Source organism: Nonomuraea sp. NPDC048892 (assembly GCF_040649735.1).
Taxonomy (GTDB): Bacteria; Actinomycetota; Actinomycetes; order Streptosporangiales; family Streptosporangiaceae; genus Nonomuraea; species Nonomuraea maheshkhaliensis.
In genome coordinates this window covers 77462-90651 of record NZ_JBEZFZ010000028.1, presented here as the reverse complement: position 1 = coordinate 90651, position 13190 = coordinate 77462, and the positions used below count along the sequence as shown (strand labels likewise).

Genomic DNA, 13190 nt, shown 5'->3' with positions numbered 1-13190 from the left:
GCGTAGTCCTCCGGATTGCCCTCGGGCACGCTGAACCGGCGCCAGGGCGCTGGCCGTACCTGAAGTGAAAGACAATCTGGGAGGACACACCATGACGGAAACGACGCGTCGGACAGTGGTGTTCGGCGCCGGGAGCGCAGGGCTCGCGGCGGTTCTGACGGCCTGTGCGAGTTACGGCTCGCCGACGACAGAAGTGAACGAGGAGCCGGCCGCCGAAGAGCCGTCGTCCGACGCACCGAAGAAGAAGGCCGACTCCAAGCCGAAGGCGCTGGCGGACGTCAGCGACATTCCGGAGGGAGGCGGGAAGGTCTTCGAGAAGCAGAAGCTCGTCGTGACGCAGCCGACCGCGGGGGAGTACAAGTGCTTCACGGCGGTCTGCACCCATCAGGGCTGTCTGGTCGCCACGGTCTCGAACAAGACGATCAACTGCCCGTGCCACGGGAGCAAGTTCAGCATCGAGGACGGCTCGGTGTCGGCCGGTCCGGCGGGTGACCCGCTGGAGGAGAAGCAGATCGAGGTCGACGGCGACAAGATTAGACTCGCCTGAAATTCGTCTCATGAATTTCTCACCTGTGTACGTTTGGGTGAGCGCATGGCAGATGACCTTCAGAGCCGCAGGGCGGTGTTCGCAAGCGTCGGAGCGGGTGGCCTGGCGCTTGCGATCAGCGCGTGCAGCGGCGGCGGCACCGAGACGACGGCGAACACCACCCCTGACGCGAGCGCACCCGCCGCACCGGAGTCCAGCGCACCCGAGACCAGCGCGCCGGCGGCCGACGGCGGTGGCGCGCTGGCCAAGACCGCCGACATCCCCGTGGGCGGGGGCACGGTCTTCAAGGACCAGAAGATCGTGGTGACGCAGCCGACCGAGGGCGAGTTCAAGGCCTTCAGCGCACTCTGCACCCACAAGGGCTGCCCGGTCGGCTCCGTCGAGGACGGCGCGATCGTGTGCCCGTGCCACGGGAGCAAGTTCGCCATCGCGGACGGCTCCGTCACCGGGGGCCCGGCGGACAAGCCGCTGGCGGCCCAGGAGATCAAGGTCGACGGCGACCAGATCATGCTGGCATAGCCGGACGTTCTGGCGCGTGCCCGCCGTACCATCGCGAAGAGTACGGCGGGCAACCTTGTCGGTGCGGGCTACTAGGCTGGCAGCGTGGTCAGATCAACGGGCAGCACCTTGAGTTTCCGGCCCAAGCCGGGGTCGATTCCCGAGTCCCCAGGGGTCTACCGGTTCAGGGACACGCACGGCCGGGTGATCTACGTCGGCAAGGCCAAGAGCCTGCGACAGCGGCTCAACTCCTACTTCGCCGACTTCTCCGCGCTGCATCCGCGCACGCAGTCGATGCTGACCACGGCCGCCGACGTCGACTGGACGGTCGTCGGCACCGAGGTGGAGGCGCTGCAGCTCGAATACTCCTGGATCAAGGAGTTCGACCCGCGCTTCAACGTCAAGTACCGCGACGACAAGTCCTACCCCTACCTCGCGGTGACCATGGGCGAGGACTTCCCGCGCGTGCAGGTCATGCGCGGCGCCAAGCGCAAGGGCACCCGCTACTTCGGCCCCTACTCCCACGCCTGGGCCATCCGCGAGACGGTCGACCTGCTGCTGCGCGTCTTCCCCGTACGCACGTGCAGCGCCGGGGTGTTCAAGCGGGCCGGGCAGATCGGCCGGCCGTGCCTGCTCGGCTACATCGACAAGTGCTCGGCGCCCTGCGTCGGCCGGGTCAGCCCCGACGAGCACCGCGACCTGGCCGAAGACTTCTGCGACTTCATGGCCGGCAACACCACCCGCTTCATCAAGCGGCTGGAGAAGGAGATGCGCGAGGCCGCCGCCGAGCAGGAATACGAGCGGGCGGCCCGGCTGCGCGACGACATCCAGGCGCTGCAGCGGGCGCTGGAGAAGCAGGCGGTCGTGCTCGGGGAGGGCACCGACGCCGACGTCATCGCCCTGGCCGAAGATCCGCTGGAGGCCGCCGTCCAGGTCTTCTACGTACGCGGCGGACGCATCCGCGGCCAGCGCGGCTGGGTCGTCGACAAGGTCGAGGAGAGCACGCCCGGCGAGCTGGTCGAGCAGTTCCTGCTGCAGATGTACGGCGAGGCCAGCCCCGACTCGATGCCCCGCGAGGTGCTCGTCCCGCACCTGCCGCCCGACGCCGAGGCCGTCGCCGAGCTGCTGACCGAGCAGCGCCGCTCCCGCGTCGAGGTGCGCGTGCCCCAGCGCGGCGACAAGAAGTCGCTGATGGAGACCGTCGAGCGCAACGCCAAGGAGTCCCTGGCGCAGCACAAGATCCGCCGCGCCAGCGACCTGACCACCCGCAGCAAGGCGCTGCAGGAGATCGCCGACGCGCTCGACCTCGACCAGGCGCCGCTGCGCGTCGAGTGCTACGACGTCTCCCACCTGCAGGGCGAGAACGTCGTGGCGTCGATGGTGGTCTTCGAGGACGGCCTGGCGCGCAAGAGCGAATACCGGCGTTTCGCCGTCAAGACCAAGGAGGGCGACGTCGCCTCGATCCACGAGGTGATCATGCGCCGGTTCCGCCGCTATCTGGAGGAACGCTCCGCGACCGGCGAGCTGGCCCCCGACGACGACGCCGGAGCGGGCCCCATCGACCCGGAGACCGGCAAACCGCGCAAGTTCGCCTACCCGCCCAACCTCGTCGTGGTCGACGGCGCCGGCCCGCAGGCGGCCGCCGCGCAGCGGGCCCTCGACGAGCTCGGCATCGACGACGTGGCCGTGTGCGGTCTGGCCAAGCGGCTGGAGGAGGTGTGGCTGCCCGGCGACGACCAGCCGGTGATCATGCCTCGTTCAAGCGAGGGTCTCTACCTGCTGCAACGGGTGCGTGACGAGGCACACAGGTTCGCCATCACCTACCATCGTTCCAAGAGGTCAAAGACGGTGAAGGAGAGTGCGCTCGACGGTGTGCCCGGCCTGGGGCCGGCGCGCAGGCAGGCGCTGCTCAAACACTTCGGCTCCGTGAAAAAGCTACGTGAGGCCACTGCCGATGAAATCTGCGCGGTTCCCGGCATCGGCCCGTCCATCGCCGAGGTCATCGTGTCGACGCTGAAGGGAGAGTCACCTTGATCTCGCCAGGATGCCAGGGTGTTCACGCCGAAGAGGCGTACGGTCCGGCCCGTCATGGCCGGGCCCCGTCGAAACCATCGATCACCCCTGACGGGGTGACACGATGAGCGACGCACGGGGTGGCGCGGGCATCGCCCGCGAAGCGCGCGGCGCCGGTTCCGCGCGGGGTGACGCGATGAGCGCCGGGCCGGCGTTCGTCATCGTCACCGGCATGTCAGGGGCCGGGCGCAGCACCGCCGCCAAGGCGCTGGAGGACCTGGGCTGGTTCGTCATCGACAACCTGCCGCCGGGGCTGCTGTTCGCGATGGCCGAGGAGGCGGGCAAGGTCAAACTCGCCGCCGACAAAGTGGCCGCCGTCGTCGACGTGCGCAGCCTGGCCTTCACCACCGACCTCAACGCGGCCATCGAGGAGCTCGAAGGGCGCGGCGTACGCGTGCGGGTGGTGTTCCTGGAGGCCAGCGACGAAGAGCTGGTGCGCAGGTTCGAAAACGTCCGCAGACCGCATCCCCTCCAGGGCGAGGGGCGGCTGGTCGACGGGATCACCCGCGAACGCGGCATCCTGCGGGAGGTGCGCGCCAACGCCGACCTGGTCATCGACACCTCCTCGCACAACGTGCACGACCTGCGCAACAAGATCGTCGCCTACTTCGGCGGGGAAGACCGTCCCGGGCTGCGGCTCAACGTCGTGTCGTTCGGCTTCAAGTACGGGCTGCCCGTCGACGCCGACCTGGTGGTCGACTGCCGGTTCCTGCCCAACCCGCACTGGGTGCCCGAGCTGCGGCCGATGAACGGCCTCGACGCCCCCGTGAGCGACTACGTCCTCGGCCAGCCGGGGGCCAAGGAGTTCCTCGACGCCTACGAGGAGGTCCTCCAGGTGGTCGCGGCCGGATACGCGCGCGAGGGCAAGAGCTATGCCACGCTTGCGGTGGGATGCACGGGCGGCAAGCATCGCAGCGTCGCGATGGCCGAGCAGGTCGCCGCCCGCCTGCGCGACCGCGGGATGGAGGTCCAGGTGAGTCACCGGGATGTGGGGCGGGAGTGACCGATGAAGACGTCGAAGCCGCTCTGCCGGTTCCGGTAGGCGACGCTGGGCCCGGCCTCGGCGGGCGCGGTCATCAGGGTCCGTCGCTGGTGGTTGGCGGGCCGGGTGGAGACGTGCCTTGTGGCGACCCTTCCGACCATGAGGTTGCCGACCGTGGTGTCTCGGGCCGTGGTGTCCTGAATCGCGAGGTTCTGGACCTTACCGGTCCGGATCGTGGCGTCCCCGGCGGTGGTGCCGTGGACGGTGCGGCTCGCGGTGGTGGCGTTTTGGACGGAAGGGCTCCCGATGGTGGCGTTGCGGACGATGGCGTCGTGGCCGCGGCCGGTGGAGGTTCCGGCGGCGCTGTGTCTCCAGCTGGGGTTTCCGGCAGCGGCATGATCGACGGTGAGTCTTCCGGGCGTGGTGCCGGGGCCGGCGTGGGCGAAGACAGCGGGGTTGCGGACGGTGGGGTCGTGGCCGGCGTGGTCGCGCGGGAGGAGCGGGGCGGCGGCGTGGGTGACGCGGATGCGCGGGAGCAGGAGCCTGAGGTTCGCGACGGTGGTGTGGGCGCGCCGTGGCACGGCGGGTTCGGGCCGCCGGTGGTCGCGCTCGGCGGCGGGCACGGCCTGTACGCGTCCCTGTCGGCCTTACGGATGGTCACCGACCGGTTGACCGCCGTGGTGACCGTCGCCGACGACGGCGGCTCCAGTGGACGGTTGCGCCGGGAGCTCGGTGTGCTGCCGCCCGGCGACCTGCGCATGGCGCTGGCCGCGCTGTGCGGTGACGACGAGTGGGGCAGCACCTGGAGCGAGGTGGTGCAGCACCGCTTCCGCAGTGAGGGCGACCTGCACGGGCACGCTGTCGGCAACCTGCTCATCGTGGCGCTGTGGGAGCTGCTCGGCGACCCCGTGGCGGGGCTCGACTGGGTCGGGCGGCTGCTGGGCGCGCACGGCCGGGTGCTGCCGATGGCCTCCGTGCCGCTCGACATCGTGGCGGAGGTGGAGCTCGACGGCGTCACCTCGACCGTACGCGGGCAGGTGGCGTGCGCCCTGACGCCCGGTCGCGTACAGGCGATCTCCCTCGTGCCCGAGGACCCGCCGGCGCGGCCTGAGGCCGTGGCGGCGGTGCTGGAGGCCGACTGGGTGGTGTTCGGGCCCGGGTCGTGGTTCACCAGCGTGCTGCCGCACCTCAAGGTGCCCGAGCTGGCCAGGGCCCTGCACGCGACCAGGGCCAAGCGGCTCGTCACGCTCAACCTCGCCCCCCAGCCGGGTGAGACCGACGACTTCTCCCCCCAACAGCACCTGGAGGTGCTCCGACAGCACGCACCCGGCCTGTCGATCGACGTCGTGCTCGCCGACACCGGTGTCGTGGACGATCCCGACGCCCTGGAGAAGGCGGCGGCGGCGCTCGGCGCCCGGCTCGTCATGGCCGACGTGGCCGCCGCCGACGGCTCCGCGCGGCATGACCCACGACGTCTTGCCTCCGTCCTGGACGAGATTTTCCTCCAGAAGCGTTGATCCTGGTCGGCGTGGCGCGAAGGTGCGAGAGACTCAAAGGAGCCGGTCTGAATGGGGGAGAGGACTAACGCATGGCGATGACAGGTGTGGTGAAAGACGAACTGAGCCGCCTGCCGGTGCTCAAGCCGTGCTGCCGAAAGGCGGAGGTTTCGACGCTGCTGCGGTTCGCCAGCGGCCTGCACCTGGTGGGCGGCCGGATCGTGATAGAGGCCGAACTCGACACCAACGCCACCGCACGGCGGCTGATCAAGGACATCGGCGAGGTCTTCGGGCACAAGGCGGAGGTGCTCGTGCTCGCGCCCGCCGGGCTGCGCAAGGGCTCGCGCTACGTCGTACGCGTCTACCGCGACGGTGAGGCGCTGGCCCGTCAGACGGGCCTCATCGACAACCACGGCCGCCCGGTGCGCGGGCTGCCGCGTCAGGTCGTGGCGGGGGCCGCCTGCGACGCGGAGGCCGCCTGGCGGGGGGCCTTCCTGGCGCACGGCTCGCTCACAGAGCCGGGGCGCTCCATGTCGCTGGAGGTCACCTGCCCGGGGCCGGAGGCGGCGCTGGCACTGGTGGGCTCGGCACGGCGGTTGAAGATCCACGCCAAGGCGCGCGAGGTGCGCGGCGTGGACCGGGTGGTGGTGCGCGACGGTGACGCGATCAGCGCGCTGCTCACCCGGCTCGGGGCGCACGACAGCGTGCTGGCCTGGGAGGAGCGGCGGATGCGGCGCGAGGTGCGCGCCACCGCCAACCGCCTGGCCAACTTCGACGACGCCAACCTGCGTCGTTCCGCCAGGGCCGCGGTCGCGGCGGGGGCCCGCGTGCAGCGGGCGCTGGAGATCCTGGGAGACGAGGCGCCCGAGCACCTGGTCGTGGCCGGTCGGCTGCGGGTGGAGCACAAGCAGGCGTCGCTGGAGGAGCTGGGGCAGATCGCCGACCCGCCGCTGACCAAGGACGCGATCGCCGGACGGATCCGGCGGTTGCTGGCGATGGCCGACAAACGGGCCTCCGATCTGGGGATCCCCAACACTGAGGCCAATCTCACAGTGGACATGCTCGCGCCGTGAGGTGACGCGACGGTCAGGCGGCTGCTTTCGCGTGGCGGGCAGGTTGCACGCGGGCGCTCAGGGGGGTGTCCGGGAGCGCGTCACGCGGTGGTGGCCGCCTTCGTCGTGGGATGGCGGACGGCTGGCCGTCCTGGGGTGGCGGGTCCCGCTGTGCCGGACGTGTCGCCGCCGGTGTGTCGCCGTGAGCAGGCGGGCGTGGCGGGCGGGTGCGGGTTGAGGGACCCGTCAGTCCTTCACGGGCTTGCGGGGGGTGAAGAGGTCGGCCGTGGTCTTCGGGGTGGGCTGCTGGGCGGGTTCGAACGGGGCCCGGTACTCAGGCTCCTTGGTCTCCTCGGCCTCCGCCGCGTCCTCCTGCGCCCGCTGGGCCCGCCGCACCCGCGTCACCCGCAGCGTGAGCAGGGCGAACGCGGCCACGGCCGCCACGGCGACGTACAGCCAGGCGGACCACGTCTCCGCGAGCGGCCCCCGGTACAGCGCGAGCGCGTCCTGCAGGCCGGTGTTGAAGTTGGTCATGTCGATGTCGCCCAGGTCGGCGGGGGCCGGCTCGGGCGAAGGGGCGCCGCGCAGGGCGGCGCCGTACAGGATGGAGGAGCCCGTGATCTGCCCGGCCGCGACCGCGCCGCCCGCGAACAGCGCGGCGAACGGGAGCAGGACGAGGGAGCGCGGACGTACGGCGCCCATCGCGAGAGCGACCAGTGCGGCGATCACGAGCGACAGGCCCAGCAGGACCGGATGGCCGCCCCACAACGTGATGACGGCGGCCGGCAGGCTCTGCTGGAACAGCACGACCATCCCCATGCCGGCCGCGCAGACGAGCGCGGCGAGCAGCCCTGCTAGAAGTCCGGGCAGTAGGCCGGACCGGTTATGTGACATCTCAGCCCCCAGAGAATGCACGAATTTACTCCGACGAGTCGGGCACTTTACTCGAACCTCTCAAAACGTGTCGCCAGAACGGTGATTCACAGGGCGGGACCTGAAGTGGTCTAAACCAATTTGGGTCCGATAGGGTTCGTGGTTGAGGATCCCGCCCGCCGGTGGCTGAAGGATCCAGCCCGCCATCTGTTCGAGGAGATCGGTTCCCGTGAGCATTCGCGTAGGCGTCAACGGCTTCGGCCGCATCGGTCGCAACTTCTGGCGCGCTGTCGCCGCCAGCGGCAAGGACATCGAGATCGTCGCGGTCAACGACCTGACCGACACCGCGACGCTCGCCCACCTGCTGAAGTACGACAGCATCCTCGGCCGCCTGCCCTACGAGGTCAAGGCGACCAGTGACGAGATCACCGTTGACGGCAAGGCCATCAAGGTCTTCGCTGAGCGTGACCCGGGCAAGCTGCCCTGGGGCGACCTCGGCGTTGACGTGGTGGTGGAGTCGACCGGCCTGTTCACCGACGCCAGCAAGGCGCGGGTGCACGCCGACAACGGCGCCAAGAAGGTGATCATCTCCGCCCCGGCGAAGAACGAGGACGTCACCCTCGTGCTGGGCGTCAACGACGGCGCGTACGACCCGGCCAGCCACACGATCATCTCCAACGCCTCCTGCACCACCAACTGCCTGGCGCCGATGGCCAAGGTCCTGCACGACTCCTTCACCATCGAGAAGGGGCTGATGACCACCATCCACGCCTACACGCAGGACCAGAACCTCCAGGACGGCCCGCACAAGGACCTGCGCCGCGCCCGCGCCGCCGCGCTCAACGTGGTGCCCACCTCGACCGGCGCCGCCAAGGCCATCGGCCTGGTGCTGCCCGAGCTCAAGGGCAAGCTCGACGGGTTCGCCATGCGCGTGCCGATCCCCACGGGCTCGGCCACCGACCTGACCGTCGAGGTCAGCCGCGACGTCACCGTCGAGGAGGTCAACGCCGCGGTCAAGGCCGCCGCCGAGGGCCCGCTCAAGGGCATCCTCAGCTACACCGAGGACGAGATCGTCTCCTCCGACATCGTGACCGACCCGGCCTCCTGCGTCTTCGACGCCGGTCTGACCAAGGTCATCGGCAACCAGGTCAAGGTCGTCGGCTGGTACGACAACGAGTGGGGCTACTCCAACCGCCTCGCCGACCTGGTCGAGCTCGTCGGCCGCGGTCTGTGAGCGAAGGTCAGGACGGCCTCTTTACCACGGGAGCATGAGCATGCGCACGCTCGACGATCTCGACGTGAAGGGGCGGCGCGTGCTCGTGCGCGCCGACCTCAACGTCCCCCTCGACGGGGAGACGATCACCGACGACGGCCGCATCCGGGCGTCGGTGCCGACGATCAAGGCCCTGCTCGAACGGGGCGCCAAGGTCGTCGTCTGCGCCCACCTGGGCAGGCCCAAGGGCAAGGTCAACCCGGAATACTCGCTCGCGCCCGTCGCCGCGCGGCTCGGCGAGCTGCTCGGCCAGGACGTGGCCTTCGCCTCCGACGTGGTCGGCGAGAGCGCGCGGAGCACGGTCGAGGCGCTCCAGGACGGCCAGGTGGCCCTGCTGGAAAACCTGCGCTACGAGCCGGGCGAGGAGTCCAAGGACGACGCCGCGCGCGGTGAGTTCGCGGCCAGGCTGGCGGGGCTGGCCGAGCTCTACGTGGGCGACGGCTTCGGCGCCGTGCACCGCAAGCACGCCAGCGTCTACGACGTGCCCAGGCTGCTGCCGCACGCCGCGGGCGGGCTGGTCGTGGCCGAGGTCGAGGTGCTGCGCAAGCTGACCGAGAGCCCCGAGCGGCCCTACGTGGTGGTGCTGGGCGGGGCCAAGGTCTCCGACAAGCTCGGCGTCATCGCCAACCTGCTGACCAAGGTCGACCGGCTGCTCATCGGCGGCGGCATGGCCTACACCTTCCTCAAGGCCCAGGGCCACGAGGTCGGGAGGTCGCTGCTCCAGGAGGACCAGCTCGACCAGGTGCGGGGCTTCCTCGACGAGGCCGCGCGGCGGGGCGTCGAGCTCGTGCTGCCCGTCGACGTGCTGGCGGCGGTCACCTTCGCCGCCGACGCCGAGCACGACGTGGTCGAGGCCACGGCCATCCCGGCCGACCGGGAGGGGCTCGACATCGGGCCGAAGACGCGCGAGCTGTTCGCGGCCAAGCTGGCCGACGCCAGGACGGTGTTCTGGAACGGGCCGATGGGCGTGTTCGAGTTCGAGGCGTTCTCCGGCGGCACCAGGGCGGTGGCCGAGGCGCTGATCGCCGGCGACGCCTTCACCGTGGTGGGCGGTGGCGACTCGGCGGCGGCCGTACGCAAGCTGGAGCTCTCCGAGGACGGCTTCTCCCACATCTCCACGGGTGGCGGCGCCAGCCTCGAATACCTGGAGGGCAAGACCCTCCCCGGACTCGCGGCCCTGGAGGACTGAACGGTGCAGCGCAAGCCGCTCATCGCCGGCAACTGGAAGATGAACCTCAACCACTTCGAGGCCATCGCCCTGGTACAGAAGCTGGCCTTCGCGCTCAACGACAAGGACTTCGACAAGGCCGAGGTCGCCGTCCTGCCGCCCTTCACCGACCTGCGCAGCGTCCAGACCCTGGTCGACGGCGACAAGCTCAGGATCGTCTACGGCGCCCAGGACCTGTCCGAGCACGACGGCGGCGCCTACACCGGCGAGGTGTCGGGCGCCATGCTGGCCAAGCTCGGCTGCACCTACGTCGTGGTGGGCCACTCCGAGCGCCGGCAGTACCACCGCGAGGACGACGACCTGGTCAACGGCAAGGTCCGGGCGGCCTACCGCCACTCGCTGACGCCCATCCTGTGCGTGGGGGAGGGCCTTCCCGTGCGTCAAGCGGGGGGCCAGATCGCGCACTGTTTGCGACAACTCGACGGGGCGCTGCGCAAAATCAGCGCCGAGCAGGCAAAATCGATAGTGGTGGCCTACGAACCGGTGTGGGCGATCGGCACCGGTGAGGTGGCCACCCCGGAGGACGCCCAGGAGGTCTGCGGAGCGCTGCGGGTCAGACTCGCCGAGCTCTACGACCCCGAAGTGGCCTCCGCGATCCGTATCCTTTACGGTGGCTCGGTCAAGTCAGGAAACGTCGCCGGCATCATGGCTCAGCCGGATGTCGACGGCGCGCTCGTCGGTGGCGCCAGCATCGACGCCGGAGAGTTCGCGAAGATCTGCCGATTCTCCGATATGCCTGCCAACTGAGCCGTTCTGGGGGTGCGACTTGACATCAGGTCGTACCCTCAAGAGGCAAGTTTGAATCGTCACGCGTAACAGAGCACTGAAGGAACAGGCATACCGTGGTACTCGGAATCTCCATCGCCCTCATCCTGGCGAGCCTTCTCATGATCCTGCTCGTTCTGCTTCACAAGGGCAAGGGCGGTGGCCTGTCTGACATGTTCGGCGGCGGCTTCTCGTCGAACTTCGGTGGTTCCTCGGTGGTGGAGCGTAACCTCGACCGGCTGACCGTCATCACCGGCACGGTCTGGTTCGTCTGCATCATCGCTCTCGGCCTGCTCATGAGGCCGTGAGCAAGCAAGTCAACGCGTGACAGTGATTCTCCCCCCGTGTCTGTACGCGGGGCGATCGAGCGAGGAGTTCATCCGTGGGTAGTGGCAACGCGATCCGTGGCAGCCGAGTCGGCGCCGGCCCGATGGGGGAGGCCGAGCGTGGCGAGGCGGCTCCGAGAGTGCGGGTCTCGTTCTGGTGCGCCAACATGCACGAGACGCGCCCCAGCTTCGCCAGCGACGCGGCGGTGCCCGAGCTGTGGGACTGCCCGCGTTGTGGTCTCCCGGCCGGACAGGACGAGGAGGCGCCGCCTGCCCCGCCGAAGAACGAGCCGTACAAGACGCACCTGGCCTACGTGAAGGAGCGCAGGAGCGACAAGGACGGCAAGGCGATCCTGGAGGAAGCACTGGAGCGCCTGCGCAACAACAAGTCCCCCTGGTAGTGGTGGCGGACGGCGAGGGGCCCCGGGCGGCTGCCCGGGGCCCCTTCGTCATGTCCGCCGCAGGAGAACCCTCCGTCAGCGTTCGTGGACCGGCTCGCCGTCCACGAACGTCATGCGCACCCGCGTCGTCCAGATCTCGTCCGGCGGCAGCTCGAACGGGTCGCGGTCCAGCACCACCAGGTCGGCGGGGCGGCCCGGCTCGATGACGCCGGCGGGGGAGCGGTTGATCCAGGCCGAGCCCGCCGTGTACGCGGTCATGGCCGTGGCCAGGTCCATCCGCTGGCCGGGCAGGAACGGCGTTTGCGCCGTCGGGTAGCCCGCGTGCAGCGAACCGCCGGGCTCGGTGCGGTTGACCGCCACGTGCATGCCCTGCAGCGGATCGGCGTCGGAGACCGGCCAGTCGCTGCCCGCGCAGAGGCGGGCCCCGGTGGCCAGCAGGTCCGCGAACGGGTACTGCCACGACGAGCGCGGCTCGCCCAGGTACGGCAGCGTCAGCTCGTCCATCTGGGCGTGATGCGTGGCCCACAGCGGCTGCAGGTTGGCGGTGACGCCCAGGGCGGCGAAGCGCGGCACGTCGGACGGCTCGATGATCTGCAGGTGGGCGATGTGGTGCCGGTTGGCGGGGTCGGTGCCCTCGAAGGAGTCGAGCGCCTCGCGCACCGCCCGCTCGCCGATGGCGTGCACATGCACCTGGAAGCCGAGCCGGTCGAGCTCGGCGACGCACTCGCGCAGCAGTGCCGGATCCACGTACGACAGCCCCGTGCCCCCGCACAGGCAGTAGGGCTCCAGGGTCGCGGCGGTGAAGTTCTCCGTGATGCCGTCCTGCATGATCTTGACCGAGCCGGCCCGGAACCGGTCGAGGCCCTCTGCCGACGCGCGCCGCGCCACCAGCTCCTCGATCTGATCGAGCCCACGCGTCCTGTCCCACCACAGCGCGCCCACGACGCGCGCCCGCAGCGTCCCCGAGCGGGCCGCGGCCAGGTAGGCGGGCAGCTGGTCCTGCGAGCCCGCGTAGGAGCCCACGATGGCGTCCTGCCAGCCGGTGATGCCCAGCGAGAACAGGTGCCGCTGCGCCTCCGCCAGCGCGTCCTGGAGGTCCTGGGGCGTCGGGCGGGGCGTGAGCAGGCCGACCAGGTCCATCGCGCCCTCGTGCAGGACACCGGTCGGCGCGCCGGTGGCGTCGCGCTCGATGCGGCCGTCGGCGGGGTCGGGCGTGTCGCGGGTGATGCCAGCCCGTTCGAGCGCGCGGGTGTTGACCCAGGCGGCGTGGTGGTCGCGCTGGATCAGATAAGCGGGGCGGTCGAGGAAGTCGATCTGTTCGCGGTGCGGCAAGCCACCCGAAAATGCCGACATGTCCCAGCCGCCGCCATCAATCCACTCTTTATCAAGATTTTTCGCCGCATAGTCGGCGATCTTTTCTCTGTACGCGTCCAGCCCGTATTTGTCGGACAAATCGCACTTCGCGCGTTCTAGGCCCGCCTGGATGGGATGGATGTGCGCGTCGGTGAAACCGGGCACCAGCAGCCCGCCGTCGAGATCCACCGTCTCGCCGGCCCGCGGCGCCGGCTCCCCTTCCGCGACCACCGCGGCGATCACGCCGTCCCGCACCAGCACGGATCCGGCCAGGACGCCCTTCGGGGTGAAGACGCGACCGCCTCGGAAGAGGATGCTCATGG

General features: G+C 70.1%; 14 protein-coding genes. 11 read left to right on the top strand and 3 right to left on the bottom strand.

Features of this window, described 5'->3' with window-relative positions; genetic code table 11:
- The first annotated feature begins 91 nt into the window (after positions 1–91).
- The 4 genes from AB0C28_RS47130 to rapZ all read left to right on the top strand — a co-directional run bounded on the left by AB0C28_RS47130 (position 92) and on the right by rapZ (position 4121).
- Positions 92–547, top strand: a complete 456-nt coding sequence (locus tag AB0C28_RS47130; protein WP_346111459.1) for a Rieske (2Fe-2S) protein — start codon at positions 92–94, stop codon at positions 545–547.
- Between the two features lie 45 nt (positions 548–592).
- Positions 593–1066: a Rieske 2Fe-2S domain-containing protein gene (locus tag AB0C28_RS47125; protein WP_358082667.1), complete on the top strand. Its 474-nt coding sequence runs from the start codon at positions 593–595 to the stop codon at positions 1064–1066.
- A 108-nt stretch (positions 1067–1174) separates the two neighbouring features.
- Positions 1175–3079, top strand: a complete 1905-nt coding sequence (uvrC, locus tag AB0C28_RS47120) for an excinuclease ABC subunit UvrC (RefSeq protein ID WP_357854530.1) — start codon at positions 1175–1177, stop codon at positions 3077–3079.
- A gap of 175 nt (positions 3080–3254) precedes the next feature.
- A complete protein-coding gene (gene rapZ, locus AB0C28_RS47115) occupies positions 3255–4121 on the top strand; it encodes an RNase adapter RapZ (protein ID WP_346111479.1) in 867 nt (288 codons plus the stop codon).
- On the opposite strand, the gene AB0C28_RS47110 is transcribed toward rapZ, so the two are convergent.
- Entirely contained in the window at positions 4097–4681 is a 585-nt protein-coding gene (locus AB0C28_RS47110) for a hypothetical protein (RefSeq protein ID WP_358082663.1), read from the bottom strand. The genes rapZ and AB0C28_RS47110 overlap by 25 nt on opposite strands.
- An 18-nt stretch (positions 4682–4699) precedes the next feature.
- Between AB0C28_RS47110 and yvcK the strand changes: the two genes are divergently transcribed.
- Both yvcK and whiA read left to right on the top strand, forming a co-directional pair.
- Complete coding sequence (gene yvcK, locus AB0C28_RS47105; protein ID WP_357854525.1) at positions 4700–5617, top strand: uridine diphosphate-N-acetylglucosamine-binding protein YvcK; 918 nt, start codon at positions 4700–4702, stop codon at positions 5615–5617.
- 71 nt (positions 5618–5688) lie between these two features.
- Entirely contained in the window at positions 5689–6669 is a 981-nt protein-coding gene (gene whiA / locus AB0C28_RS47100; RefSeq protein ID WP_026214667.1) for a DNA-binding protein WhiA, read from the top strand.
- A gap of 225 nt (positions 6670–6894) precedes the next feature.
- Here whiA and AB0C28_RS47095 read toward each other — a convergent pair whose 3' ends face one another.
- The gene (locus tag AB0C28_RS47095) at positions 6895–7542 is read right to left on the bottom strand and encodes a hypothetical protein (RefSeq protein WP_357854409.1); all 648 of its coding nucleotides are present in this window, start codon (positions 7540–7542) and stop codon (positions 6895–6897) included.
- A gap of 208 nt (positions 7543–7750) precedes the next feature.
- Here AB0C28_RS47095 and gap point away from each other — a divergent pair, with 208 nt between their 5' ends.
- The 5 genes from gap to AB0C28_RS47070 all read left to right on the top strand — a co-directional run bounded on the left by gap (position 7751) and on the right by AB0C28_RS47070 (position 11514).
- The gene (gene gap, locus AB0C28_RS47090) at positions 7751–8755 is read left to right on the top strand and encodes a type I glyceraldehyde-3-phosphate dehydrogenase (RefSeq protein WP_357854406.1); all 1005 of its coding nucleotides are present in this window, start codon (positions 7751–7753) and stop codon (positions 8753–8755) included.
- Positions 8756–8795: 40 nt separating this feature from the next.
- Positions 8796–9983, top strand: a complete 1188-nt coding sequence (locus AB0C28_RS47085) for a phosphoglycerate kinase (RefSeq protein WP_358082708.1) — start codon at positions 8796–8798, stop codon at positions 9981–9983.
- A 3-nt stretch (positions 9984–9986) separates the two neighbouring features.
- Positions 9987–10769, top strand: coding sequence for a triose-phosphate isomerase (tpiA, locus tag AB0C28_RS47080; protein ID WP_357854403.1), 783 nt, complete (start codon positions 9987–9989; stop codon positions 10767–10769).
- Between the two features lie 95 nt (positions 10770–10864).
- Positions 10865–11095 carry a preprotein translocase subunit SecG gene (gene secG / locus AB0C28_RS47075; RefSeq protein ID WP_106251512.1) on the top strand — a complete coding sequence of 77 codons (231 nt, stop codon included), beginning with the start codon at positions 10865–10867 and terminating at the stop codon, positions 11093–11095.
- 74 nt (positions 11096–11169) lie between these two features.
- Entirely contained in the window at positions 11170–11514 is a 345-nt protein-coding gene (locus tag AB0C28_RS47070) for an RNA polymerase-binding protein RbpA (protein WP_090942943.1), read from the top strand.
- Positions 11515–11589: 75 nt separating this feature from the next.
- Here AB0C28_RS47070 and AB0C28_RS47065 read toward each other — a convergent pair whose 3' ends face one another.
- A complete protein-coding gene (locus AB0C28_RS47065; protein ID WP_358082660.1) occupies positions 11590–13188 on the bottom strand; it encodes an amidohydrolase in 1599 nt (532 codons plus the stop codon).
- Positions 13189–13190: the final 2 nt, after the last annotated feature.

Excerpts from the sequence above, each read along its gene's own strand:
- AB0C28_RS47065 (WP_358082660.1), bottom strand. The coding sequence starts at position 13,188 with ATGAGCATCCTCTTCCGAGGCGGTCGCGTCTTCACCCCGAAGGGCGTC.
- rapZ (WP_346111479.1), top strand. The coding sequence starts at position 3,255 with ATGAGCGCCGGGCCGGCGTTCGTCATCGTCACCGGCATGTCAGGGGCC.
- AB0C28_RS47085 (WP_358082708.1), top strand. The coding sequence starts at position 8,796 with ATGCGCACGCTCGACGATCTCGACGTGAAGGGGCGGCGCGTGCTCGTG.
- AB0C28_RS47095 (WP_357854409.1), bottom strand. The coding sequence starts at position 7,542 with ATGTCACATAACCGGTCCGGCCTACTGCCCGGACTTCTAGCAGGGCTG.
- whiA (WP_026214667.1), top strand. The coding sequence starts at position 5,689 with ATGGCGATGACAGGTGTGGTGAAAGACGAACTGAGCCGCCTGCCGGTG.
- AB0C28_RS47125 (WP_358082667.1), top strand. The coding sequence starts at position 593 with ATGGCAGATGACCTTCAGAGCCGCAGGGCGGTGTTCGCAAGCGTCGGA.
- AB0C28_RS47130 (WP_346111459.1), top strand. The coding sequence starts at position 92 with ATGACGGAAACGACGCGTCGGACAGTGGTGTTCGGCGCCGGGAGCGCA.